The sequence below is a fragment of the Bacillus sp. TH17 genome (genome assembly GCF_016651125.1).
Classification (GTDB): Bacteria; Bacillota; Bacilli; order Bacillales; family Bacillaceae_G; genus Bacillus_A; species Bacillus_A mycoides.
Genome location: NZ_JAEKEN010000001.1, coordinates 3,552,521 through 3,575,661, shown reverse-complemented (window position 1 = coordinate 3,575,661; position 23,141 = coordinate 3,552,521). Strand labels below are relative to the sequence as shown.

29 protein-coding genes and 1 riboswitch are annotated in these 23,141 nt (G+C 36.4%); of the genes, 16 read left to right on the top strand and 13 right to left on the bottom strand.

The genetic code is table 11. The annotated features are described in order from the left end of the window. Positions 1–107: 107 nt before the first annotated feature. Entirely contained in the window at positions 108–428 is a 321-nt protein-coding gene (locus tag JFT95_RS18195) for a hypothetical protein (RefSeq protein WP_002088493.1), read from the top strand. Positions 429–451: 23 nt separating this feature from the next. On the opposite strand, the gene ribH is transcribed toward JFT95_RS18195, so the two are convergent. From ribH to JFT95_RS18170, 5 genes are all read right to left on the bottom strand, one after another. After that, a complete protein-coding gene (gene ribH, locus JFT95_RS18190; RefSeq protein WP_000230892.1) occupies positions 452–913 on the bottom strand; it encodes a 6,7-dimethyl-8-ribityllumazine synthase in 462 nt (153 codons plus the stop codon). An 18-nt stretch (positions 914–931) separates the two neighbouring features. Beyond that, positions 932–2,125, bottom strand: coding sequence for a bifunctional 3,4-dihydroxy-2-butanone 4-phosphate synthase/GTP cyclohydrolase II (ribBA, locus tag JFT95_RS18185; RefSeq protein ID WP_002167711.1), 1,194 nt, complete (start codon positions 2,123–2,125; stop codon positions 932–934). 12 nt (positions 2,126–2,137) lie between these two features. Further along, a complete protein-coding gene (gene ribE / locus JFT95_RS18180; protein ID WP_201052934.1) occupies positions 2,138–2,782 on the bottom strand; it encodes a riboflavin synthase in 645 nt (214 codons plus the stop codon). Further along, complete coding sequence (gene ribD, locus JFT95_RS18175) at positions 2,764–3,876, bottom strand: bifunctional diaminohydroxyphosphoribosylaminopyrimidine deaminase/5-amino-6-(5-phosphoribosylamino)uracil reductase RibD (RefSeq protein WP_002167712.1); 1,113 nt, start codon at positions 3,874–3,876, stop codon at positions 2,764–2,766. The genes ribE and ribD overlap by 19 nt, the downstream gene beginning before the upstream one ends. Before the next feature lie 309 nt (positions 3,877–4,185). Then, a riboswitch (FMN riboswitch) is annotated at positions 4,186–4,329 on the bottom strand. A gap of 190 nt (positions 4,330–4,519) precedes the next feature. After that, entirely contained in the window at positions 4,520–4,726 is a 207-nt protein-coding gene (locus JFT95_RS18170; RefSeq protein WP_001151582.1) for a CDGSH iron-sulfur domain-containing protein, read from the bottom strand. Positions 4,727–4,865: 139 nt separating this feature from the next. On the opposite strand from JFT95_RS18170, the gene JFT95_RS18165 reads away from it, so the two are divergent. Further along, a complete protein-coding gene (locus tag JFT95_RS18165) occupies positions 4,866–5,111 on the top strand; it encodes a DUF2552 family protein (RefSeq protein ID WP_002014992.1) in 246 nt (81 codons plus the stop codon). 10 nt (positions 5,112–5,121) lie between these two features. Here the strand turns inward: JFT95_RS18165 and JFT95_RS18160 are convergent, their stop codons facing one another. Next, the gene (locus JFT95_RS18160; RefSeq protein WP_002014993.1) at positions 5,122–6,045 is read right to left on the bottom strand and encodes an alpha/beta hydrolase; all 924 of its coding nucleotides are present in this window, start codon (positions 6,043–6,045) and stop codon (positions 5,122–5,124) included. A gap of 82 nt (positions 6,046–6,127) precedes the next feature. Between JFT95_RS18160 and JFT95_RS18155 the strand changes: the two genes are divergently transcribed. Both JFT95_RS18155 and JFT95_RS18150 read left to right on the top strand, forming a co-directional pair. Next, entirely contained in the window at positions 6,128–6,604 is a 477-nt protein-coding gene (locus JFT95_RS18155) for a GNAT family N-acetyltransferase (protein ID WP_078177770.1), read from the top strand. Between the two features lie 113 nt (positions 6,605–6,717). Then, complete coding sequence (locus JFT95_RS18150) at positions 6,718–7,644, top strand: LacI family DNA-binding transcriptional regulator (RefSeq protein WP_002014951.1); 927 nt, start codon at positions 6,718–6,720, stop codon at positions 7,642–7,644. A 25-nt stretch (positions 7,645–7,669) separates the two neighbouring features. Here the strand turns inward: JFT95_RS18150 and JFT95_RS18145 are convergent, their stop codons facing one another. Together JFT95_RS18145 and JFT95_RS18140 are read right to left on the bottom strand one after the other, a co-directional pair. Then, complete coding sequence (locus JFT95_RS18145) at positions 7,670–8,989, bottom strand: Na+/H+ antiporter family protein (protein ID WP_002014950.1); 1,320 nt, start codon at positions 8,987–8,989, stop codon at positions 7,670–7,672. 119 nt (positions 8,990–9,108) lie between these two features. Beyond that, entirely contained in the window at positions 9,109–10,107 is a 999-nt protein-coding gene (locus JFT95_RS18140) for an alpha/beta fold hydrolase (RefSeq protein WP_002128974.1), read from the bottom strand. A gap of 131 nt (positions 10,108–10,238) precedes the next feature. Between JFT95_RS18140 and JFT95_RS18135 the strand changes: the two genes are divergently transcribed. Next, positions 10,239–10,715, top strand: a complete 477-nt coding sequence (locus JFT95_RS18135; protein WP_002014948.1) for a ribbon-helix-helix domain-containing protein — start codon at positions 10,239–10,241, stop codon at positions 10,713–10,715. 49 nt (positions 10,716–10,764) lie between these two features. Here the strand turns inward: JFT95_RS18135 and JFT95_RS18130 are convergent, their stop codons facing one another. Both JFT95_RS18130 and JFT95_RS18125 read right to left on the bottom strand, forming a co-directional pair. Further along, the gene (locus JFT95_RS18130) at positions 10,765–11,088 is read right to left on the bottom strand and encodes a ferritin-like domain-containing protein (RefSeq protein WP_098632784.1); all 324 of its coding nucleotides are present in this window, start codon (positions 11,086–11,088) and stop codon (positions 10,765–10,767) included. 165 nt (positions 11,089–11,253) lie between these two features. Then, positions 11,254–12,843, bottom strand: a complete 1,590-nt coding sequence (locus JFT95_RS18125; protein ID WP_201052933.1) for a bifunctional metallophosphatase/5'-nucleotidase — start codon at positions 12,841–12,843, stop codon at positions 11,254–11,256. A 212-nt stretch (positions 12,844–13,055) separates the two neighbouring features. On the opposite strand from JFT95_RS18125, the gene JFT95_RS18120 reads away from it, so the two are divergent. The 3 genes from JFT95_RS18120 to JFT95_RS18110 all read left to right on the top strand — a co-directional run bounded on the left by JFT95_RS18120 (position 13,056) and on the right by JFT95_RS18110 (position 14,870). Further along, the gene (locus JFT95_RS18120; RefSeq protein ID WP_002014945.1) at positions 13,056–13,319 is read left to right on the top strand and encodes a YqkE family protein; all 264 of its coding nucleotides are present in this window, start codon (positions 13,056–13,058) and stop codon (positions 13,317–13,319) included. Positions 13,320–13,387: 68 nt separating this feature from the next. Then, a complete protein-coding gene (locus tag JFT95_RS18115; protein WP_002167715.1) occupies positions 13,388–13,912 on the top strand; it encodes a GrpB family protein in 525 nt (174 codons plus the stop codon). Between the two features lie 130 nt (positions 13,913–14,042). Beyond that, the gene (locus JFT95_RS18110; RefSeq protein ID WP_078177772.1) at positions 14,043–14,870 is read left to right on the top strand and encodes an aldo/keto reductase; all 828 of its coding nucleotides are present in this window, start codon (positions 14,043–14,045) and stop codon (positions 14,868–14,870) included. A 57-nt stretch (positions 14,871–14,927) separates the two neighbouring features. Here the strand turns inward: JFT95_RS18110 and JFT95_RS18105 are convergent, their stop codons facing one another. Beyond that, entirely contained in the window at positions 14,928–15,842 is a 915-nt protein-coding gene (locus JFT95_RS18105; protein ID WP_002088476.1) for an aldo/keto reductase, read from the bottom strand. Positions 15,843–15,973: 131 nt separating this feature from the next. Next, a complete protein-coding gene (gene mciZ / locus JFT95_RS18100; protein ID WP_000870297.1) occupies positions 15,974–16,108 on the bottom strand; it encodes a Z-ring formation inhibitor MciZ in 135 nt (44 codons plus the stop codon). A 74-nt stretch (positions 16,109–16,182) separates the two neighbouring features. Between mciZ and JFT95_RS18095 the strand changes: the two genes are divergently transcribed. Beyond that, positions 16,183–16,722 carry an NUDIX domain-containing protein gene (locus tag JFT95_RS18095; RefSeq protein WP_002014941.1) on the top strand — a complete coding sequence of 180 codons (540 nt, stop codon included), beginning with the start codon at positions 16,183–16,185 and terminating at the stop codon, positions 16,720–16,722. 23 nt (positions 16,723–16,745) lie between these two features. Here JFT95_RS18095 and JFT95_RS18090 read toward each other — a convergent pair whose 3' ends face one another. Then, positions 16,746–17,297, bottom strand: coding sequence for a GNAT family N-acetyltransferase (locus JFT95_RS18090; protein ID WP_201052932.1), 552 nt, complete (start codon positions 17,295–17,297; stop codon positions 16,746–16,748). Between the two features lie 126 nt (positions 17,298–17,423). Between JFT95_RS18090 and spoIIM the strand changes: the two genes are divergently transcribed. The 7 genes from spoIIM (at position 17,424) to JFT95_RS18055 (ending at position 23,134) form a co-directional block, all read left to right on the top strand. Further along, complete coding sequence (spoIIM, locus tag JFT95_RS18085) at positions 17,424–18,071, top strand: stage II sporulation protein M (protein ID WP_002014939.1); 648 nt, start codon at positions 17,424–17,426, stop codon at positions 18,069–18,071. A gap of 106 nt (positions 18,072–18,177) precedes the next feature. Then, a complete protein-coding gene (gene fur, locus JFT95_RS18080) occupies positions 18,178–18,633 on the top strand; it encodes a ferric iron uptake transcriptional regulator (protein ID WP_000392654.1) in 456 nt (151 codons plus the stop codon). Between the two features lie 103 nt (positions 18,634–18,736). Next, entirely contained in the window at positions 18,737–18,967 is a 231-nt protein-coding gene (locus JFT95_RS18075) for a YqzK family protein (protein WP_002088473.1), read from the top strand. A gap of 6 nt (positions 18,968–18,973) precedes the next feature. Further along, positions 18,974–19,864 (top strand): site-specific tyrosine recombinase XerD, encoded by an 891-nt coding sequence (gene xerD / locus JFT95_RS18070; protein WP_002067028.1) that lies wholly within the window; start codon positions 18,974–18,976, stop codon positions 19,862–19,864. A 146-nt stretch (positions 19,865–20,010) separates the two neighbouring features. Further along, on the top strand, positions 20,011–20,751 hold the full coding sequence (locus JFT95_RS18065; RefSeq protein ID WP_002167718.1) for a FixH family protein: 741 nt from the start codon (positions 20,011–20,013) through the stop codon (positions 20,749–20,751). A gap of 364 nt (positions 20,752–21,115) precedes the next feature. Further along, the gene (deoB, locus tag JFT95_RS18060; protein WP_002014935.1) at positions 21,116–22,300 is read left to right on the top strand and encodes a phosphopentomutase; all 1,185 of its coding nucleotides are present in this window, start codon (positions 21,116–21,118) and stop codon (positions 22,298–22,300) included. Between the two features lie 12 nt (positions 22,301–22,312). Beyond that, positions 22,313–23,134: a purine-nucleoside phosphorylase gene (locus tag JFT95_RS18055; RefSeq protein ID WP_078177774.1), complete on the top strand. Its 822-nt coding sequence runs from the start codon at positions 22,313–22,315 to the stop codon at positions 23,132–23,134. Positions 23,135–23,141 lie beyond the last annotated feature (7 nt).

The window sequence follows — 23,141 nt, the reverse complement described above, 5'->3', positions numbered from 1 at the left end:
TTGATAGTAGTCACTTTTGGACGAGAAAAATAATTTTGTGGACGAATTTTCCAAGCCCTAATTGTACATAGTAAAAATGTAATTTATATCGGGTTGGAGGATTTTACATGTACAAATACATATTAACTATTATGACCTGTCTGATTTTAATAAAAGCGATAAGTGCTGATCCAGTTAAGGCGGCTGAAAATCCTGAACAAAAAGAAATGCAACAAAGAATTGAACAGCATTTTCGAACGAAAGCTGAACATTTTGGGCTTGAAACAGAAGGAAAAGATTTAAAAGAAGTGAGGAAGGAAATTTCTATTATAGAAGAAGCGGAAAAGAGAGAAAATGTGTGGAGAACAGCACAAGCTCTTCGTATAAAAACAGAAGGAAAAACGATGGATGAATTAATAGAAGATGTACGAAAAAAGGTGAGAAAATAAAAAAAGAGGCCGTAGCCTCTTTTTTAAGCCCATTGTTTTGATAAATGAGCCATTTCGATCGCAGCAACTGCCGATTCATATCCTTTATTACCAGCTTTTGTACCTGCACGTTCAATCGCTTGTTCAATTGTTTCTGTCGTTAATACACCGAAAATAACTGGAATGTCCGTTTGTAGTGATAAAGACGCAACACCTTTTGCTACTTCATTACAAACGTAATCGTAATGTGTTGTAGCACCGCGAATTACTGTACCTAATGTAATAACAGCATCATATTTTCCGCTATTGGCCATCTTTTTAGCGATTAAAGGAATTTCAAATGCACCAGGAACCCATGCAACATCAATATCATTCTCTTCTACACCGTGACGCTTTAATCCATCTAAAGCTCCACCAAGTAACTTACTTGTAATAAACTCATTAAAACGTCCAACAACAACCCCAACTTTTAATCCTGTACCAACTAAATGACCTTCGAATACCATAATGTATCTCTCCCTTAATTATAAGTTTAGTAAATGTCCTAATTTGCTTGCTTTCGTTTGTAAATACGTTTTATTTTCTTCTTTTGTTGGCATTTGCAACGGTACACGCTCGGTTACTTCTAAATCGTAACCTTGTAAGCCAGCAATTTTTCGTGGATTATTCGTTAATAATCGTAAACTTTGTAAGCCTAAATCTTTTAAAATTTGAGCGCCAATACCGTAATCACGAAGATCAGCTGGGAACCCAAGTTTTTCATTTGCTTCTACAGTATCTAACCCTTCTTCTTGTAACTTATAAGCGCGAAGCTTATTCAGAAGGCCAATTCCTCGTCCTTCTTGTCTCATATAGAGAAGAACACCTTTTCCTTCACGCTCAATTTGAGCAAGTGCAGCATGTAGCTGTGGTCCGCAATCACAGCGGCACGAACCAAATACATCTCCTGTTAAGCATTCTGAATGAACGCGTACAAGTACAGGTTCGCCTGTTGAAATATCACCTTTTACGAGCGCGATATGTTCTTTCATATCTAATGAGTTAGAATAGCCAATTGCATGGAAAGTACCGAAATCTGTAGGTAATGTAATTTCCACTTCTCTCGTCACAAGTGTTTCGTGATGGCGGCGATAAGCAATTAAATCTTCTATTGTAATCATTTTTATATCAAATTGTTTTGCGCACTCTAGTAAATCAGGTACACGTGCCATCGTACCGTCCTCATTTATAATTTCGCAAATGACTCCAGCTGGTTCTGCTCCGCAAAGTTTGGCTAAATCGACAGCGGCTTCTGTATGACCAGCACGGCGCAGTACACCGCCTTCTTTCGCAATTAATGGAAAGATATGTCCAGGGCGATTGAAATCAGCGCCTTTTGATGCAGGGTTTAACAATTCTTGTATCGTAGTTGCACGTTCATGAGCGCTAATCCCTGTTGTTGTAGAAACATGATCAATGCTCACTGTAAACGCAGTGTGATGTGAATCTGTATTATGAGATACCATTGGTTCTAACTGTAGACGTTCTGCGTACTCCTCCGTAATGGGTACACAAACGAGACCACGACCGTGTGTAATCATAAAATTAATCGTTTCTGGTGTAATGTACTCTGCTAAAGCAATAAAATCGCCTTCATTTTCTCGGTTTTCATCATCACATACGATAACAACTTTTCCTTGTTTTAAATCTTCTAGAGCTTCTTCAATACGATGAAACATTGTGCTTCCTCCTTATAGAAATCCGTTTTCTTGTAAAAAGCTTTCGGTCATTGAACCAGTTCTTTTTGCGGGCTTTGAGATAAAGCGTTCAATATATTTTCCAATCATGTCACACTCAATGTTTACGATGTCCCCGGCTTGTTTTTCTCCGATTATAGACTCGCTTACTGTGTGGGGGATGAGTGAAATTGTAATTGAAGATTCGTCTATATCAAATATTGTTAAGCTAGTGCCATCAACAGCAACGGATCCTTTATGCAAACAATAGCGTAGTAATTCATCAGAAATTGCTATTTTGTAATAGATGGCATTGTAATGTTGTTTTTTAGTTAAAATCGTACCGATGCCATCGATATGTCCGGTGACGAAATGTCCACCGAATCGTCCGTTTGCAGCCATCGCCCGTTCTAAATTCACTTTGGCACTTGGCTTTAGCATACGAAGTGATGTTGCTTTCATTGTTTCAGGCATTGCGTCGACAGTGAATGAAGTAGTCGTAAAAGTAGTTATTGTTAAGCAAATGCCGTTAACTGCGATACTATCACCCAATTTGACATCCGATAAAATTTGCTTTGCGCTAATAGTTAGCTTCATTGCTTCACCACTTTGAGTCATGCTTGATATCGTTCCTAACTCTTCTACGATTCCTGTAAACATTCCGTCACCTCGCTTTTTAAGGTTGCAACAATTTTTATATCATTACCGATTTGTTTCATCTCTTGAATTGTTAAGGAAAGTGCATCTTGTAACTTCGAAAAACCAGCTCCGCCAAATAAGGTGGGGGCATCTTTTCCACCAATTAATTTCGGGCTTATATAGGTCACGATTTCATTAAAACTATTTGTTTTTAAGAAGTTTGCATGCACCGTTTGACCACCTTCAACGAACAGAGAAAGAATTTGTTTCTCACCGAGTAGGGATAGGACATCTTGTATTTCAATTTGCTGTGTTTTCATTTGGAATACAGCTATATTGTTAGATTCATAAGACGCTATTTTCTCTTTGCTTACATCCTTACCGACAATAATCCATGTCGGAGTTAAGCCATCTGTTATGACATGAGAAGATGGCGGCGTTCGTAAGTGGGTATCTAAAATAACGCGTATAGGATGTTTACCTCCGTTTGGAATTCGTGTTGTTAAGTGTGGATTGTCAGTTAGAACTGTATTCACACCGACTAGGATAGCATCATGTATATGACGATATTGGTGAACGTCAGCGCGTGCTTCTTCGCCTGTAATCCACTTACTTTCACCGGTTACAGTTGCTGTTTTTCCATCTAAGCTCATTGCTGTTTTTATTGTTACAAAGGGACGTTTCGTTTTCATATAGTGAAAAAAGTATCGATTTAATAAAGTGGCTTCCGCCCCAAGAACACCAGTAGTTACCTTGATTCCAGCTTCTTCCAATATTCTTTTTCCATTGCCGGAAACGAGTGGATTGCAATCAAGAGTAGCAATTACAACACGCTGAACTCCTTTTTCAATGAGTAATTCACAGCAAGGGGGTGTTTTTCCAAAATGGCTACACGGTTCAAGTGTTACATAAACGGTAGCGTCTTTTGCTCTTTCACCAGCCATGTGAAGAGCATGAACTTCAGCATGTTCTTCACCAGCACGCATGTGGGCACCCATTCCAACGATTTTCCCATCTTTAACAACAACGGCACCAACCATAGGATTTGGGCTTGTTTGTCCCGATGTTCCTTGTGCTAACTGCAAGGCAATCCTCATATATTCTTGATCTGTCATTCTTTTCACCTCTCCTGAAAAAATCAAAAAACCCCAAGGATTTTATATCCTTGGGGTTTGGGAGACGTGATTTCTAGAAATATAGTTCGAATACGAAAGTATAGGAAAGAAACCTAACGATGACTGATATTTTGGCATAAGGAAAAAACCTAGCAAAATATCAAATTCTTTCAACGCTAGTCGTATCTTTTTATTTCAGTATAGAAACATAACTATACAAAATAAAACATATATAAAGATTCAAAATGAAAATTTAAAAATATGCATACTGAAATAAAAGTGTATTCGCTATATAAAATTACTAGAAAACATATCCTTCTCCCATCCAGACTATACTGTCGGCCCTAGAGTTTCACTAGATCCACCGTTTTCGCGTTGAAAACGGGTCACGGACTTAGAAGCTATCGCTTCATCACCGCCGGTTGGGAATTTCACCCGACCCCGAAGGATGTTGTTTGCTCACATTATAGCACAAAAAAGAAAAAAGCATAGTAAAAAATGTTCGAATGTGAAGAATTGTTTGAAAATATATGCCGATTTGAATGGGGACGAAAGTAATAGAAATGTTGAAAGGGGAAGGGCTGTATAGGCTTTGATCAAAAGAAAAAACATACACAAATAAATGTGCATGCTCTTTAAATATTTATTCTGCCTCTGGTGCTCTAACAACAGACTCGAATTTGCCTTTATGCGAAGCATCGCAATAAGGCATGTTTTTTGATAAACCACAACGACATAAAGAAAATGCTGGTTTTGCTGGGAATACATTCCCTTGTGAGTCAACTAATTCCACGTCCCCTGTAACGCGAAAAGAGCCATTATCATTCACTTTAATTTGTACTTTTGCCAACGTTATCCCTCCTTTCCAAACGCTTACTCTCATCATATAATTAGGGAGAGTACTTGACAATATAAAAAGAGCACTTTGTTTGAGAGAGAAGAGAGTGTTATAATAGTTTTTATAACTGACTAGAGTAAGGTGACGAAAGATGGATAAAAAATTACACACACTACAAAATATTGCAAATGAGCGCACATGGGCATCATTTTTGAATGATAATCATCCATATAGTTTACTTCATTGGTCAATCGCAGGTGTAGGACAAGAACCGAAAGATGTTTGGTTACTTCAAGATGAGGTAACTTTTCAAACGACGGAATTCCCAACGCTAGACGAGGCAGTAAAGTGGATTTCTGAAAATATGGAACAAGTTACAGACGTTTTAGCGCAGTAAAAAAACAGGCTTATGCAAGCCTGTTTTTTGTTTCTTTTACATATGTGTTTAAAAATTGATCGATGGCATCTTCGTACTCTTCTTTATTTTCATTATAAGAGCAAGCGTGTGCACCATGTTCTGCAATATAAAGCTGTTTATTATTTTCTTTCGCTTCATAAAGTGATTTCGTCATATCAGATAAAATATAGTCATCATCTTTACTATGAATAAAGAGAACCGGATTGTTAATATTTTTTATACAATCAATTGGTGAAACTTCACGAATTGTATAGCCATCACGAACTTTTAAAAAGGCATTTGCTAAAGGTAATAAAGGCCATTTTGGCAAATGAAACTCAACTTTCAAACGATGTTGTAACTGTCCATAAAAATCAGAGAAAGGACAATCAGCAATATAAAAATCAGCACCATCTTCTACAAGTCCTGCATATTGAAGAAGAGTTGCAGCACCCATAGACTCACCATGAATTCCGAGTGTAATATTCGTTCCGAAACGATCTTTTAGCCAGTCAACTACTGACTTTAAATCATGTTTTTCATAATAGCCATAACTTGTTGTTTTACCACCGGTTTTACCATGACGGCGATGATCATAAATAAATACGTTATATCCTCTATTTAAAAATAAGTTTGCATATTTAACGGAATTCATTTTATTTACAGTCACACCGTGGCAAAAAATCATAAATTTATTGGAATGACCAGCTGGCATGTAATATCCGTGAAGTTCGTATCCGAATTGAGAAGGGATGTGAACCTCTTCTTTTTGAATAGCCTTAAAATCGTCCAAATGAAAATGCTTTTTCGTTTCGCGTTCTAAAACTTCTTCCTCTGTTTTTTTCTTCAAGTACATAACTTTATTTGTAAAGAAAATCCCAATCGCAGTTAGTGCACCTAGTATAGTAAACAATGCTGTAAAAAAACGTTTCATACTTTACCTCATCCTCCAAATACCTCTACATGTGATACACTAACATTGTATCACAATGATGTGAAAAGGGGAGAAATTGTGTATGGTTCATATACAAAAAATCACACCAGAAATGAAAGAAGCAATTCAGGATTTTATGTGTGAAAACTGGGGAAGCCCAATGATGGTCTCGCGAGGCAGAGTACATCAATTAGAAGAATTACCTGGTTTTATTGCACTTAGAAATAACAGAATAGTGGGAATTATAACATGTAAAGTGATAGAAAACATGTGTGAAATTGTATCGTTAAATAGTTTTGAGGAAGGGAAGGGGATTGGTACAAAACTGGTGGATTGTGTATTGCGAGTGGCAAAAGAGAACGAATGTAAAAAAGTGTGGCTTATTACGACGAATGATAATATGAACGCACTTCGTTTTTATCAAAAACGTAACTTCATGATGACGAACTTGTATATTGATGCGGTAAAGGAAGCACGAAAAATAAAGAAAGAAATTCCGTTTATTGGTTATGATAATATCGCGATTTCACATGAAATTCAGCTGGAGTATATTTTCTGAGTAGAGTGGAAATTGTGTAAAAATTTTCAGAAATATAAAACAATAACCTTGACGAATGTTATATTTTGGTTTAATTTAAAATTGTATCTATTACCATATTAAGGGGTGACGATGTGGCAACTATACGTGATGTTGCAAAATTGGCCGGTGTTTCAGTTGCAACCGTTTCAAGAGTCATTAACGAAAAAGGATATGTCCATGAAGATACGGTGAAACAAGTAAAAAAAGCAATTGAAGAATTACATTATAGACCGAATGCTACAGCAAAGCCTTTATTTAAACAACCTTCAACGGTGATTGCATTACTTGTAGATAATTTGCATAATCCATCATACATCACTTTGCTCCGTTTCGTTGAGGAAATAGCATACAAAGAAGGGTATCAAGTAATAGTTTGTAATATAGAAAATAAGAATAGATACATAGATATGTTGGAGCAAAATAACATTGCAGGCGTTATAATGACGAAATCTGTTTTTCGAAGTATAGGAGAAATCTCACTTCCTTTCGCTGTGCTTGAAGAACGACAATCTCTTATGAGCTATTATGAAAGTGGACAGAAAGCTGTTTCTTTATTAAAAGAGAAAGGCTGCCAGTTTCTTGCTTATATCGGTGAGGGAGTAGAGAGTGAAGAAATGGAAGAGCATGTGGCAGGATTTCTAGATACTGCTTGGAAAGAAGGACTTTCTTATCGAGAGGAAATTGTACAAGGGTATACGAATCAACAGTTTCTTGAATTGTTACAAAAGCATCCATACATAGATGGGGTTGTAGCTTCAAGTGATAAGGTCGCTATTGAGCTAATCAGGGCGGCGAAAACTCTTAATATTCATATACCAGGTAAGTTACAAATCATTGGATTTAACGGGAGTGTAGAGGGTGAATGGATAAGTCCATCATTAACGACGATTGGAAGTTATATCGAAGAAAATGGGGAAATAGCTTTTCAACAGTTAATAGGAAAAATAAAGAAGAAACAAGTGCGACAAGAAGAAGTGGAAACAGAATTTAGGTGCATTGAGAGAGAAACAACAAAGTAAAAGGTGCGTTTTTAAAACGCACCTTTTATAGTGTAATTGCGGCAATAAAGCCGAATATAAGTAACGGTATATTATAGTGTAGAAATGTTGGGACACATGTATCCCATATATGATGGTGCTGACCATCAGCATTTAAACCGGACGTTGGTCCAAGTGTACTATCAGATGCTGGAGAACCTGCATCACCAAGTGCACCAGCTGTACCGATAATTGCGATTGTAGCCATGGGACTAAATCCGAGCTGGACGCATAATGGTACGAAAATTGTTGTTAAGATTGGGATGGTTGAAAAGGAAGAGCCAATTCCCATCGTAACGAGAAGTCCAATAATGAGCATAAGAAATGCAGCAAGCGGTTTATTATTTCCGATTATATGTGCACTCGTTTGCACAAGAGATTCAACATGTCCAGTTTTTCGAAGAACAGCGCCAAATCCAGCGGCAGAAATCATAACAAATCCGATAAAGGACATCATACGCATTCCACTCGTTAAAATAGCATCGGCTTCTTTAAGAGGGAGGCTACCGCTAACTGATAAGACGATAATACCTGCTAAAGCACCAAAAATCATTGATTCTGTTGCTAATTGCACAGTTAATGTAGCGAGTATTGATAATAAACCCAAAGTAATGCTTCTTTTCGTATAGGGAACGATTTCATTCTGTGCAGAATGAATTTGTTCTGTTTCATATGTACGTGGTTTTCGGTATGTAATGAAAACCGCTACACATAATCCGATAATCATACCGATTGCTGGAATAGTCATCGCTTTTGGAATAAGTGCGACATCAAATGTAAGACCGCTTTGCGCAGCATTTGTTTGCAATACGTCATGATAAATTTTTCCGAACCCTGCTGGAACCCACATGTAAGGGGTAATTAACCCAAATGTAATAAGACATGTTACAAGCCTACGATCCACCCTCAGCTCATTTAATACTTTTAAAAGTGCTGGAATTAAGATTGGGATGAAGGCGATATGAACAGGGATAATATTTTGTGAGAAACAAGCCATTGTTAAAATGATAAATAATATAAGTATTTTAGAATAGACTTGTTTTTTCGTGTCTTGTTCGTTGCCGATCCATTTTAAAGCTGATTGGATCATTGCATCAGGAAGTCCTGTTTTTGAAAGGGAAATAGCAAATCCACCGAGCATTGCGTAGCTTAATGCGATAGGAGCACTGTTCCCAAGACCGGCTGTAAAAGTACTAATTGTTTCTGAAATACCGAGTCCGCCGATAAGTCCGCCTGTTAAAGCTCCAACGATAATGGCGACAATGACTTGGACACGTAACAAACTAAGCAGTAGCATGACTGCTACTGCGATGAGTACAGCGTTCATAATAAATGTAATCTCCCTAATTTTTATTCTGTTAAGGCAAGCAAGTGTTTGTAGTGACATATGCTTGCGACATATCATTATAAAATGTTTTCTATGAAATGTAAAAGCGCCTTTTGTTATTAATGTTGAAAAGATAGTTCTTGTTTAATTGATTGTAAAGATTTAGCGAATAACTCAGGCTCTTCTAAATCTGGAGAATGTGCCGAGTTTGGAAACCAAATCATCTTTTTAATAGGAGCTTGAATGATATCGCAATATTGTTGAACGAGTGCATAAGGAGTTTGATAATCATAGCGACCAGAACAAAAATAAACAGGAATAGATAAACTTGAAATAGATGAAAAGAAATCGATTGTCAGCATCTCTTCCCATAAAACTCCGGATTTTAAATTTCCTGCGAGAAATTTGAACCAATCTAATAGCGTATATTCAGGAGAAAAGAAGCCTTTTCGTATGAAAGAAAAGGAAGATCCATTTTGGATTGCTCCTCCGAATGTACCAAGCCACTTTCTTTGAATAATGAGGCGTCTCGTATCTAAAAAGGGTGGTTTCCCTAATTTTAAAAGAGAAGCTAATGCCTTTTTATGGTCATGTTTTTTGGCAGAGCTAATTAAATGTTGATATAGTAATTCTTCATTTTGCTTCATATGTACGATTTGACCGATGCCGATGTATGCTTCTATATATTCGGGACATTGATTAGCGATTTGTAGTCCGATAATACTTCCCCAAGAATGACCTGCGAGAAATAGTTTTTGCTTATTAAAGCGTTTGAGAAGATATTGAATAACCTTTTTTGCATCTGAAAAAAATTGATCAATCGTAAGATTTGTTTGGATGTCCCGCCATAAAAAGGATTTACCTGCCCCTCGCTGATCCCAATTAATAACGATAAAGTGCTTTTCTAACTCTTTTTGAAAATGGCGAATAAAGCCGATTTGTGCCATACCAGGGCCGCCGTGACAGCATAATAAAATAGGCTGTTCCACGTTTTGACCGCGTATAAGGAGAGATTGTTTCCGGTCATTAATCATAACGCTTTCTATCGTAGCGATACTGTTAGGGATTAGTTGCTTCTTTTCGTTGTAAAACTGAGGGGTATGGCTACGAAAAAGCATATGTAAACCTCCTTTTCTTAAATGGTATGAATCGCACAGGCTCTTTCTTTTGCATATACTACTAGAAAATCATTGTATCATAACATACTGGTTTGATTTCAAGTTTAGGCGATTAAGAGAGGAGGGAGAATGTGACGATTGGAGAAATTATTGATTCTTTAAATAGACGCGAATCAATCGCTATTATAGCGAAACGGCTTGAAATGAGCCCATATACATTATCAAAGAAATTAAGGGTGATTGGATATGAATATGATGGAGAGCAGAAAAAACGTATCTTTATAGGTGATGGCGAAGAGCCACGTCATTTGCAAATCCAAGAAGCTACTGCCCTTCAATATGCAAAAACAGACTATCAATTACTAATTTATGAACAATTACAAAGCATTTACGAATTGCTAAGAAAAAGAGAAGAAGTAAGTGTTCAAATTATAAGTAAGAGCACAGAGAAAAAGAAACGAACCTTTTCGATTAATATAGAAGTATTAGCGAGACTAGATGTTATATCGGAATCAAAAGGGATTCAAAAGTCTAAAATTGTAGAAGAAGCACTACAGGAATTTTTGCAACGGTATGATGTTAATCATGAAACGTATCCAGAGAAATAAAAGAAAGGATACTATGTTCCATATAAGAGCGTGTATCCTTTCTTTTATTTCATTTTTTGTTTTGTTTCGAAAAGTAATATAGGAACCAAACGGCATGATTTTGTTCATCAGCTGCTGCGCGCCGAAATGTTTCTTTCACTTGTTGATTTGTCGTTTCGTCAGCAATTTCTAAGTAAAAATCAACTGTTCGTTGCTCATCTTGCCGAATTTCAAGGATTTGAGTTCGTTCATTTATGTCTGGAGCTAAAGTAGCTAATCTAGCATAAAAATGAATGGCGCTATATTCTCCGTTAATTGCTTTCTCAATACTACGAATGTGTTTGTCGTTTTGTCGATACAATGTATCGTCATTGTTTGATAGAAATACATACAAATCTTCCCATTATAGTTTTCTATATACTACGAAGAAACAAGGGGCTATGTGCGTATCCTTTACTGCACTAGAAGAATGACAATACGTATGACTCTAAAAGAAGAAGCTCCTTGCATATAAAAGGAGCTTCTTCTTTCGAGTGTCACGCACTAGTTTGAATAGTATTTAATTGTTTTTTTGAATACGTCCATCAATAATCGGCTGAATTGGTTCTTTCACTTGTTTTACATAATCGACTAATGCTTCAAAATCGTTTGGACCAGTTTCAGCATTTTTTCCATTTTTAAAGGATACGAATCCATCACCGCCAGAAGCTAGGAAAGCATTTGCAACTACGCTATACGTTTTAGAGGGAACTAATTCTTCACCATTTGTTAAACGGATATTCGTAACCTTTTCGTTATTTGGTTTATTTGCATCCCAAGTGTATTGAATACCTGAAATTTGAAGCATTCTCGTTGCTCCTTTTTGCCATTGTTGATTTAATATATCACGAATATCTTGACCTGTTAGATCTACTTTAATTAATTGGTTTCCGAAAGGCTGAATGCCGTATAATTCGCCCCATGTAATATCTCCAGCGTCTAGATCATTACGAATTCCACCAGGATTCATAAGAGCGATTTGTGTTTGCATAGTTTGGCGCTGGGCATCCGCAACTAAATTTCCAAGTGTAGATTCACCAGCATCGTTTTGTTTACGGTCGATAGGTGCTGTAGATTTTCCGACTACTTCATTTACAAGAGGTGCGATTTTTTCTTTATATTGATCTAACTTTTGTTTTACTTGTTTATCAGGCTCTACACCTTCATGGTACGTTGTAATAACTTCAGCTTTTTTCTTCACAATATCTTTTGTTTTTCTATCAATCGTTACATCTACATCAGAGAAAGCCATCCCGTAAGAGTTCGCTTGCACGATAAGTTTATTATTTACAGTACCATTTACGTACGTATGACTATGTCCGCCGAAAATAACATCAACTTCGGGATCTGTTTCATTTGCAATGCGAGTAAGGTCACCGTTTGTTACACCAGTGTCATCAGTTGTACCTCCAACGTGTGCAAGGACTACGATAGATTTAACACCGAGACGCTTTAATTGCTGAGTAGATTTATTAATAGCTTCTACTTCATCAGTAATTTGTACATTCTTTAGCATAGTTGGCATAACGACATTCGGTGTATCCGTTGTAACAACTCCGATGAATCCTACAGGAACTCCATCTACCATTTTTACAGTAAATGGTGGTAAAAATAAGCGGCCAGTTGATTTATTATAGAAGTTTGCAGCGACATAAGGGAAGTTTACTCCTTTGAAATTCCCTGTTTTTTCGTGATATCCACCGTAAATGAGGCGTTTCATTTCATCGATACCTTCATCAAATTCATGGTTTCCGATTGTACCAACATCAAACTTTAAGTCATTTAAAAATTCAATTGTTGGTTCGTCTTGTAATAATGCGGAAACTGGTGGGCTGGCTCCGACAATATCACCGGCATGTACGAGAAGTGTATTAGGGTTTTGTTTTTTGCGTTCTTTTAAATAAGTAGCTAAATAATCAGCGCCACCAGCTTCTTTATTGTTAACTTTTTTTACAGTATCTAGTTGACCATGTAAATCATTAATACCAAGCATTTGTACGTCTATGTATCGGTTTTGTTCGGCAGGAGTCTGAGATGGAGGAGCGGCGAATACGCTTGAAAAAGTAATAGTGCTTAAAACAGCAACAGCAGGAATAATTTTTTTCCACATAATTAATTTCTCCTTTTTTTTATAATCTGACATCATACGACATAATTTTAATAGATTAATAGGATTATATCTATAGTTAAATTTAGTTTTTTCGAAAAATTAACATATTTACAAAAAATGAATAATAGAGAATGTGAGAGTAATGAACCTTTTTTATTGTCGATTTCGCCGTGTATCCTCTATAATGGAGAAAAAAGTAAAAGGTGAGTAGTATGAAGAAAAAGAAGCAAAGACAAACACAAAGACACTCTCAAATGAATCAACCAGAGAAAGAATCACTTACACTAGGTGATCAATTGAACGATTCGTTAATGCAACAATTAAAGAATAAGAAAAAAGAGTTGCAAGTGAGAGAAGAGAAAAAAGAGGCAGCAGAACAAGAAAGAAAGCGTAAGGAACAAAAAGAACGTGAAAAGAATAAATCATTTGAAGAACTGTTAAGTGAAAGTAGCCTTACTTGGAAAGACTTTAAATAATAAAAAGATGATCAGTGAAATGCCGCTGATCATTTTTTTGACGAGTTTGTAAGAAAAGGGGAGTTAGAATGAGGGAAATTGTAGTCGTTCCGTATGAAAATCATTGGAGTGAGAAATTCCAAATGGAAGCCGAAAGATTAAAATCGGCGATGCCAGAAATGGTGAAAGTCCATCATATTGGAAGTACGTCAGTGCCAGGACTGGCAGCTAAACCTATTATAGATATGATTATGGAAGTAGAGAGTATCGACAGAGTAGATCATTGGAATGAACGTTTTAAAGAGCTTGGTTACATCGTAAAAGGGGAAAATGGTATTTCAAGACGTCGTTATTTTATTCATGGGACTGAGGAAAAACGCTCGTATCATTTGCACGTATTTGAAAAAGGGAATCCTGAGATAGTAAGGCATTTATCGTTTCGTGATTACATGATGGCTCATTGCGAAGAAGCAGAGGCATATGCAAATTTAAAGAAAGAACTAGCGGAAAAATATACATATGATGGCACGATGTATACGGAAGGAAAAAATGAGTTTGTACGTAATGTTGATGAAAAAGCGAAAGAATGGAAAGGAAATAACGTGAATGACTGAGTTCACGTTATTTTTTTAAATGTGTATAAAAGTATTATGTAAACTGTACGTATGTTTTGACTTTTTGGATGAATCTTGTTGAAATAAAGTGGTGGTTTATAAAAATGTAACAATGAAAGGGAGAACGAGTGTGCATATTCCAACAACTACACTTCATAATGGTGTGAAAATGCCGATGATTGGTCTAGGCGTTTATAAAGCGAAAGAAGGCAACGAGGTTAAACAAGCAGTAAAAACAGCATTAGAATTTGGATACCGTTCGATTGATACAGCAACTGTATATGAAAATGAAAGCGGTGTCGGAGAAGCGGTTCGTGAATCAGGGATTCCGAGAGAAGACATATTTATTACAACAAAAGTTTGGAACGACGATCAAGGATACGAGGAAACACTTGAGGCGTTTGAAAAAAGCTTAAAGAAATTACAAATGGACTATGTAGATTTATATTTAATACATTGGCCAATAAGAGGGAAGTATGTCGATACGTACCGAGCGCTAGAAAAATTGTATGAAGAAGGTAAAGTGCGCGCGATTGGTGTTTCTAATTTTCATAAACATCATTTAGAACTGTTATTACCAAATTGTAAAGTGAAGCCGATGGTCAACCAAGTGGAACTTCATCCGATGTTAGCGCAATTTGAATTGCGTGATTTTTGTCAAGGTGAGCATATTCAAATGGAAGCGTGGAGTCCTTTAATGAGAGGCGGCGAAGTATTCCAGCATCCAATTATTCAGGCTATTTCTAAAAAATATGAAAAGTCACCTGCACAAGTTATATTAAGGTGGGATATTCAAAGTGGGATTGTGACTATTCCTAAATCTGTTACGCCATCTCGTATTAAAGAGAACTTTACTATTTTTGATTTCTCATTAACTGAAGAAGAGATGGATCAAATTAATACGTTAAATCGTAATTTACATGTAGGAACGAATCCTGATAAATATGATACGTTATAAAAAAAGACTGCCGCCTAGTGTTGGGGGCAGTCTTTTGCTTTTATCGGTATCAATATTTTAGCGATGCAAAGCATATGAATCATACTTAACAATCTTTTGAAGTTGTACATATTCTTCTTTTGTTAAAGATAACTGTTGGCTAGCTTGTATATTTTCTTGCAATTGTTGAATAGAGCTTGCACCAGGTATAACAGCTGCAACAGTTTCGTTATGTAAGCAATATTGAATAGCCGTTCCTGTTAAAGAGCTTTCTCCGATTATTTCTTTTACACTCGCGAGTGTCGAATATAACTCATCGTAAGAATAAGAGAGGTAATCTTTTTCTTTTACTCTTTCTATCTTTCTTGCATTATTGTTAGTTAAAATCCCTTTTGCAAGTGGTCCGCGAGCAATAACGCTAATTTGCTGTTCATTAAGAAGCGGGAACCATTCTTCAGGGCGACGATTTAAAAGGCTGTATTCCATTAATATGCTAACGATATTTGATCGTTTTGCATACTCACGAATGACATTTGGACGTATAGAAGAGATACCATAATGACGAATAATCCCTTCTTTTTTTAATTCTTCAAAGGCTTCAACTGTTTCATCTATAGGATCTTCAATCGTCCCGCCATGCAGTTGATATAAATCAATATAATCTGTTTGAAGTCTACGTAAACTCTCTTTTACTTCGGCCTTTATATAAGCTTTAGAAGGATCCCAAGACCAACCGTTTTTTTCTTCTGTCCATCGATTTCCAACCTTTGTTGTAAGAACAATTTGGTCACGTTTTCCTTTCAGAGCTTTTCCAACAAATTCTTCATTTAATCCATAATCGTATAAGTCCGCTGTATCAAAAAAATTAATTCCTAAATCGATTGCCTCATCGATAATACGCATAGCTTCAGCCTCAGATGCACCGAGAGACATACAGCCAAATCCAATTTCCGTAACATATAAATCTGAGTTTCCTAATTGACGTTTTTTCATAGGTCAACCTCCTTACCTTTATTGTACGAAAGGGGAAGGAGGTTGACAAACGTTTACTTTTTGCCCCGCATTAACTGCCCGTAAAAGCCCGATTGGTTCAACTAATAATCAGAGGGGATGCCCCCCTCTGATTAAAGTTTCACTTTATTTGCTGTAATCCACTCTTGTACAGTTGTATACTCTTTTCCATATTGTTTTAGCTTATGACGAATTTGCCATGCTTTGCCGACTAAAGTGACGCGATTTGGTAAAATGTAAACTTTCATTTCTATCACGCTCCTTTCAATGTGGTAAAATGTATGAAGAACGATTAGGAAATAGAACAGGGAGATGAAGTAGTATGAGTAATCTTGCAGAAAGAACAGTAAAAACTGAACCGATTTTTGATGGTAGAGTTATAAAAGTTCGTGTTGATGATGTAGTATTACCAAATGGAGAAATGAGTAAACGTGAAATCGTAAATCACCCTGGGGCAGTTGCTATTATTGCTATTACTGATGAGGGGAAAATTGTACTCGTTGAGCAGTATCGTAAAGCTCTCGAAAAGGCAATTGTGGAAATTCCTGCTGGGAAGTTAGAACCTGGGGAAAAGCCAGAGGTAACAGCAGTTCGTGAATTAGAAGAAGAAACAGGATATGTATGTGAAAATATGGAGCTTATTACATCTTTCTATACATCACCTGGTTTTGCAGATGAGATTTTATATGTATATAAAGCGACAGGATTAAAACAAAAAGAAAATAAAGCAGCTTTAGATGAAGATGAATTTGTGGAATTAATGGAAGTGTCATTAGAAGAAGCGATTGATCTTATGAAAGACCTTCGCATACATGATGCTAAGACGATGTTTGCAGTACAATATTTACAATTACAAAAATAAACACTCGCCTAAGGCGAGTGTTTTTAGTTGATTTTTGCATATACACGTGCATCGCGTAAGCTGCCATCGGATGCTAGGAAATCATTTTCCATTGTACCTTCTAAAATAAATTCTAGACGTTCTGCTAAGTTACATGCGTTTATATTTGTTGCATCAGTACGAATTTCAATTCTTCTAGCACCTAGTTTATCAAATGCAAATTGAATCGCACCTTTAATGGCTTCTGTCATATAGCCATGCTTTGTATAAGCGCTATGTAGCCAAAAGTGAAGTGAAAACTTTGGAATATCCCAGTTTTCAGGCTTGAGCGTAATAGCTCCGATGAATGTACCAGATACTTTATCGTATAAGTGGAAATCAAGTGTTTCACGAAGTAAAAACTGTCCGTGAGCTTCGCGAACAATTTCTTCAGCACGTTCTTCTGTTTCAGCTGTAATTGGCATCCATGGTAATAAGTCTTCTAGCGAAGCTTGGATTGCTTCATATACTTCTGTGCCATCACCTGGAAACGGCTTACGTACTTGCAAGCGCTCAGTTTGAAATAATGTTGGAAAATCTAATAATAATGGTTTCAAGAGAAATCCCTCCTATTCTCTACTTTTTAGTTTAGCAAAGTAGAGCGGAATTTCAATGCTAATTCGTCATACTTTTTTTCTTTCTTTCATACATTTTTAGTAAGAGTGTGAACGGAGGGAAGGAAAATGTGGCGAAAAACGTGGCAAGACCGTGTAATGTCTCACATACAGGAAAATTCTTCACTATATATATTTAATGCGGTTTTATTACTGATGGGAGTAATATTTGGAGCGATTCTTGTGAACAGTTTACAAATAAACCAAAAGCAAGATTTATCATTTTATTTACAGCGTTTTTTTGGACAAGTTTCTAAAGGAGAATTTGCTGTCGCAGGCGAAATGTTTCGAGAAAGTTACTTTTCGCAATTAAAATATATCGGCTTTATTTGGATTTTGGGGATTTCAATTATTGGGTTGCCGCTCATTTTTATCTTACTATTTTTAAAAGGGGTAGTTGTTGGATTTACAGTAGGTTTTTTAGTAAGTCAGCACGGATGGAATGGACTATTATTAGCATTTGTATCTGTATTGCCACAAAATTTAATTATAATTCCTGTATTTCTCGTAATGACAACAATTGCTGCAAGCTTTTCCTTACGCATGATTAGGCATCAATTTATTCGGAAAATAACTGAGCCACTATTACCGTTATTAATTCGCTATACATGCTTTTTTCTCGTGATTGGAGCGGTATTAGCTATTGCTTCCAGTGTCGAAGTGTATGCATCACCAGTTTTAATGAAAGAAGTTGTGGAGGCTATTAACAAACAATAAATACTTTTTGAGAATAATTATCAATTTGTTTTTATTGTTTTTCTTTTGACAGGAGCCCTTCTTCTGATATAATGGTGTAAGAGTGGCGAGGAGGGAGTAGTACCGAATGGAAGAAAGAATTGAACGAATTAAGAAGCAATTACATGCAGCGAGCTATAAATTGACACCACAACGTGAAGCAACAGTTCGTGTGCTGCTAGAAAATGAAGAAGATCATTTAAGCGCAGAAGATGTATACCTCCTTGTAAAAGAAAAGTCGCCAGAGATCGGATTAGCAACCGTTTATCGAACTTTAGAGTTATTGTCTGAGCTGAAAGTTGTCGATAAAATTAACTTTGGAGACGGTGTTTCGCGTTATGACTTACGCCAAGAAGGTGCACAGCGTTTCCATCATCATTTAATCTGTACACAATGCGGTGCTGTACAAGAAATACAAGAAGATTTACTTGGTGAAGTGGAGAATAAAGTGGAACGAGACTGGAGCTTTAAGGTGAAAGATCATCGTTTAACATTCCATGGGATTTGTAAAAATTGTCAAGAAAATGAAACGGATGAAAAATAACCTTTTCCTATTTAACTAGGAAGAGGTTTTTTATTTGAATAAGGTATAAATTGGTGAAAGCTTGGCATATGTTGTAATAACTTATATTTTGGAGGAATTTACAATGCGCCGAGCTTTAAAATTAACTTTTGATGGGATGAAAGTATTTTTATTATTTACAAGTTGTACGATTTTGTTTTATTTCGCTATACTATGGATAAATGAAGAATATGAAAGTTACCATCGTTATGAAAAGCCAAAAGAAGAGACTGTAGAAAAAGTATCAGGGAATGAGGAGCCGGAAAAGGATGCTTTCGTAAATAGAATGATGTTTTTCTATGAAAATGGGGAGTAGTGTAGATTGGAAGATCAATTAAAAGATTTTATTCATTATATGATTGTTGAAAAAGGTTTAGCGAAAAATACAGTTGTATCTTATGAACGCGATTTAAAAAGCTATGTGAAGTATTTGCAAAATGTAGAACAAACGAAGACGTTTCATGAAGTGACACGCTTGCATATTGTTAACTTTTTGCAGCATTTAAAAGAAAACGGGAAATCTTCAAAAACATTGGCGCGTCATATTGCATCGATTCGTTCGTTTCATCAATTTTTACTTCGTGAACGAGCAGTGGAGCATGACCCATCGGTACATATTGAAACGCCACAAGGGGAACGGAAATTACCAAAAGTATTATCAATCGACGAAGTGGAAGCATTACTTCAAACACCGAAAACGGCAAGTGCTTTTGGGATTCGTGATAAGGCAATGTTAGAGTTGTTGTATGCAACAGGACTTCGTGTTTCAGAATTAATTGCATTAAATTTAGAAGATGTGCACTTAACGATGGGATTTGTTCGCTGTATCGGGAAAGGGAACAAAGAAAGAATTATTCCACTAGGAAGCTTAGCGACAGAAGCGATTCAAAAGTATATTGAAAAAGGAAGAAGAGAATTGATGGGTAAAAAAGCAGTAGATGCGCTCTTTTTAAACCATCATGGTAATCGATTATCGAGACAGGGATTTTGGAAAATTTTAAAACGGCTAGCGAAAGAAGCGAATATTGCAAAAGAGCTTACACCGCATACGTTACGCCATTCTTTTGCTACGCATCTATTAGAAAACGGGGCAGATTTGCGTGCTGTACAAGAAATGCTTGGACATGCAGATATTTCAACGACGCAAATCTATACGCACGTTTCAAAAACTAGATTAAAAGATGTATATAAACAGTTTCACCCGAGAGCATAGTCACTATGCTCTTTTTTCATAGATTAAGAAGAGTGAACCATTTCACAGAAACTTCACAAACATTTCGTACATTGTTTTCAGCAGAAGACTAGAATATTACAATGTATTTCCTCTATACTAAGGAAAGTATGAAGGAGGAAATGAAGATGAAAAAACTTATTATTACATTATTTATCGCGATGCTAGCATTGGCTGGCTGTAATACAAACAAAGAAGAACCGAAAAAAGGACAGAAACTTGAAGGTATAGACGTAGCGGTTCAAACGAATCCGAAAGAAATTAAACCTGGTGAAAAAACAGAAGTACAAGCACTTGTTACACAAGGAAAAGAAAGAGTAACGGATGCTGATGACGTAAAGTTTGAGATTTGGAAAGATGGCGACGAGAAACACGAGATGTTAGATGGTAAGCATAAAGGAAAAGGTGTTTATGCAGTAGAGAAAACATTTGAAACGGATGGAGTATATCATATTATTCCTCATACAAATGCACGTGATATACACGTTATGCCAGAACACAAAGTTGCTGTAGGGAATGCGAAAGTAGAAGATGCGAAAAAAGAAAGTGGTGATCATAATGCAGGACACGGTGATCATAAAAGTGACACAATGATTCATCTTATGGCCGGTGACATAAAAGCAAATGCTGAATCAACAATGAAAGTCCATTTAAAACAAAAAGAAGAAGCGTTAACTGGTGCTGAAGTACAACTTGAGATTTGGAAAGACGGCGTTGAAAAACACGAATTTATTCCGGCGAAAGAAGGGAATAAAGGGGAGTATGAAAGTAAACATACTTTCAAAGAGAATGGTGCTTATAAAGTGAAAGTTCATGTAAGAAAAGGTGAACTACATGAACATAAAGAAGAAACAGTAGAAGTAAAATAAAAAGTAGCTCTTTAGAGCTGCTTTTTATTTTTATATTAGGAAATATGTTATAAAATGATTAGCACTTCTTTGCAGAATGGATTACAATAGAAGGGTATAGAAAATGAGAAATTCTACGAAAATGTATTAAAAAGAAAGCGTAAACATGGTATGATATCAATATCAGATGTCTGACATCTGACTTAGAAAAAACTAGAAATTTTTTTGATTCGTTTGAAAGTAAAACGAAAAAGTTAGAGACTGGTTTAAAGCAGTACTGTTTGATAATGAGGACGAAAGATAATTCCCATTGATAACAGTTTCACTTTATAGCGTTTTGAACATACTACAAGAAGTAGAACTGAACATATAGGAGGTTGCAGTTATGAATAAATATAAACGTATTTTCCTAGTCGTAATGGACTCTGTGGGAATCGGTGAAGCACCAGATGCTGAGCAGTTTGGTGATTTAGGTTCTGATACAATTGGTCATATCGCTGAACATATGAATGGATTACACATGCCAAACATGGTGAAATTAGGCCTTGGTAATATTCGTGAAATGAAAGGAATCTCTAAAGTAGAGAAACCGCTTGGATATTATACAAAAATGCAAGAGAAATCTACAGGTAAAGATACAATGACAGGTCACTGGGAAATCATGGGCCTTTACATTGATACACCATTCCAAGTGTTTCCTGAAGGATTCCCGAAAGAATTACTTGATGAATTAGAAGAAAAGACAGGTCGTAAAATTATCGGTAATAAACCAGCCTCTGGAACAGAGGTACTTGTTGAGCTTGGTCAAGAACAAATGGAAACAGGTTCTTTAATTGTTTACACTTCTGCTGATAGTGTATTACAGATCGCAGCTCATGAAGAAGTAGTACCACTTGAAGAGCTATATAAAATTTGTAAAATCGCACGTGAATTAACATTAGATGAGAAGTACATGGTAGGGCGTGTTATTGCTCGTCCGTTCGTTGGAGAGCCAGGAAACTTCACACGTACACCAAATCGTCATGACTATGCGTTAAAACCATTTGGTCGCACAGTAATGAATGAACTTAAAGATAGCGATTATGATGTAATTGCTATTGGTAAAATTGCTGACATTTATGATGGAGAAGGTGTAACTGAATCACTTCGTACGAAATCAAATATGGATGGAATGGACAAGCTTGTAGATACATTAAATATGGACTTTACAGGTATTAGCTTCTTAAACTTAGTTGACTTTGATGCCTTATTTGGTCATCGTCGTGACCCACAAGGGTACGGAGAAGCATTGCAAGAATATGACGCACGTCTTCCAGAAGTATTCGAAAAACTAAAAGAAGATGATCTATTATTAATTACAGCAGACCATGGTAATGATCCAGTACATCCTGGTACTGATCATACACGTGAATATGTACCGTTATTAGCATATAGCCCAAGCATGAAAGAAGGCGGACAAGAGTTATCACTTCGTCAAACATTTGCTGATATTGGTGCAACTGTAGCAGAAAACTTTAATGTTAAAATGCCAGAACATGGAACAAGCTTCTTAAACGAGCTAAAGAAATAGGGGGATAAACAGATGAATCGTGAACTAATTACAAAATCAGCTTCATACTTAAAAGAGAAATTTCAAGAGACACCACAAGTAGGACTAATCCTTGGATCTGGACTAGGTGTATTAGCAGATGAAATCGAGAACGCAGTAACAGTACCATACAGTGAAATCCCTGAATTCCCAGTTTCAACTGTAGAAGGACATGCAGGTCAACTTGTGTTCGGTACACTTCAAGGTGTAACAGTAGTAGCAATGCAAGGACGTTTCCATTTCTATGAAGGATACGATATGCAAAAAGTAACATTCCCAGTTCGTGTTATGAAAGAACTAGGTGTAGAAACAGTTGTTGTAACGAACGCAGCTGGTGGTGTAAATACATCATTTGAACCAGGCGATCTTATGTTAATTTCAGATCATATTAACTTCATGGGTACGAACCCATTAATCGGACCAAATGATTCTGAAATGGGTGCACGTTTCCCTGATATGTCTACATCATATACGCCAGAACTTCGCGAAATGGCGAAACAAGTTGCAGCAGATTTAAATATTAAAGTACAAGAAGGTGTATATGTTGGAATGACAGGTCCTGTATATGAAACACCTGCTGAAATTCGTATGCTTCGTACACTTGGCGGAGATGCAGTTGGTATGTCAACAGTACCGGAAGTAATTGTAGCTCGTCATGCAGGTATGAAAGTACTAGGTATTTCTTGTATTTCAAATATGGCAGCTGGTATTTTAGATCAACCACTTCATCACGATGAAGTAATTGAAACGACAGAACGTGTTAAAGCTAATTTCTTAGCATTAGTAAAAGCAATTGTAAAACAAATGAAGGGGTGACTTCACA

Bases quoted from the DNA above. Each gene is read 5' to 3' on its own strand.
- JFT95_RS18120 (WP_002014945.1), top strand. From the start codon at position 13,056: ATGAAGAAAAAGAAGCAAAGACAAACACAAAGACACTCTCAAATGAAT.
- mciZ (WP_000870297.1), bottom strand. From the start codon at position 16,108: ATGAAAGTTTACATTTTACCAAATCGCGTCACTTTAGTCGGCAAAGCA.
- JFT95_RS18155 (WP_078177770.1), top strand. From the start codon at position 6,128: ATGGTTCATATACAAAAAATCACACCAGAAATGAAAGAAGCAATTCAG.
- fur (WP_000392654.1), top strand. From the start codon at position 18,178: ATGGAAGAAAGAATTGAACGAATTAAGAAGCAATTACATGCAGCGAGC.
- deoB (WP_002014935.1), top strand. From the start codon at position 21,116: ATGAATAAATATAAACGTATTTTCCTAGTCGTAATGGACTCTGTGGGA.
- JFT95_RS18055 (WP_078177774.1), top strand. From the start codon at position 22,313: ATGAATCGTGAACTAATTACAAAATCAGCTTCATACTTAAAAGAGAAA.
- ribH (WP_000230892.1), bottom strand. From the start codon at position 913: ATGGTATTCGAAGGTCATTTAGTTGGTACAGGATTAAAAGTTGGGGTT.
- JFT95_RS18145 (WP_002014950.1), bottom strand. From the start codon at position 8,989: ATGAACGCTGTACTCATCGCAGTAGCAGTCATGCTACTGCTTAGTTTG.
- JFT95_RS18125 (WP_201052933.1), bottom strand. From the start codon at position 12,843: ATGTGGAAAAAAATTATTCCTGCTGTTGCTGTTTTAAGCACTATTACT.
- JFT95_RS18160 (WP_002014993.1), bottom strand. From the start codon at position 6,045: ATGAAACGTTTTTTTACAGCATTGTTTACTATACTAGGTGCACTAACT.
- ribBA (WP_002167711.1), bottom strand. From the start codon at position 2,125: ATGTTTCATCGTATTGAAGAAGCTCTAGAAGATTTAAAACAAGGAAAA.
- ribE (WP_201052934.1), bottom strand. From the start codon at position 2,782: ATGTTTACAGGAATCGTAGAAGAGTTAGGAACGATATCAAGCATGACT.
- JFT95_RS18195 (WP_002088493.1), top strand. From the start codon at position 108: ATGTACAAATACATATTAACTATTATGACCTGTCTGATTTTAATAAAA.
- JFT95_RS18115 (WP_002167715.1), top strand. From the start codon at position 13,388: ATGAGGGAAATTGTAGTCGTTCCGTATGAAAATCATTGGAGTGAGAAA.
- JFT95_RS18065 (WP_002167718.1), top strand. From the start codon at position 20,011: ATGAAAAAACTTATTATTACATTATTTATCGCGATGCTAGCATTGGCT.
- JFT95_RS18095 (WP_002014941.1), top strand. From the start codon at position 16,183: ATGAGTAATCTTGCAGAAAGAACAGTAAAAACTGAACCGATTTTTGAT.
- JFT95_RS18140 (WP_002128974.1), bottom strand. From the start codon at position 10,107: ATGCTTTTTCGTAGCCATACCCCTCAGTTTTACAACGAAAAGAAGCAA.
- JFT95_RS18105 (WP_002088476.1), bottom strand. From the start codon at position 15,842: ATGAAAAAACGTCAATTAGGAAACTCAGATTTATATGTTACGGAAATT.
- JFT95_RS18165 (WP_002014992.1), top strand. From the start codon at position 4,866: ATGGATAAAAAATTACACACACTACAAAATATTGCAAATGAGCGCACA.
- ribD (WP_002167712.1), bottom strand. From the start codon at position 3,876: ATGACAGATCAAGAATATATGAGGATTGCCTTGCAGTTAGCACAAGGA.
- spoIIM (WP_002014939.1), top strand. From the start codon at position 17,424: ATGTGGCGAAAAACGTGGCAAGACCGTGTAATGTCTCACATACAGGAA.
- JFT95_RS18075 (WP_002088473.1), top strand. From the start codon at position 18,737: ATGCGCCGAGCTTTAAAATTAACTTTTGATGGGATGAAAGTATTTTTA.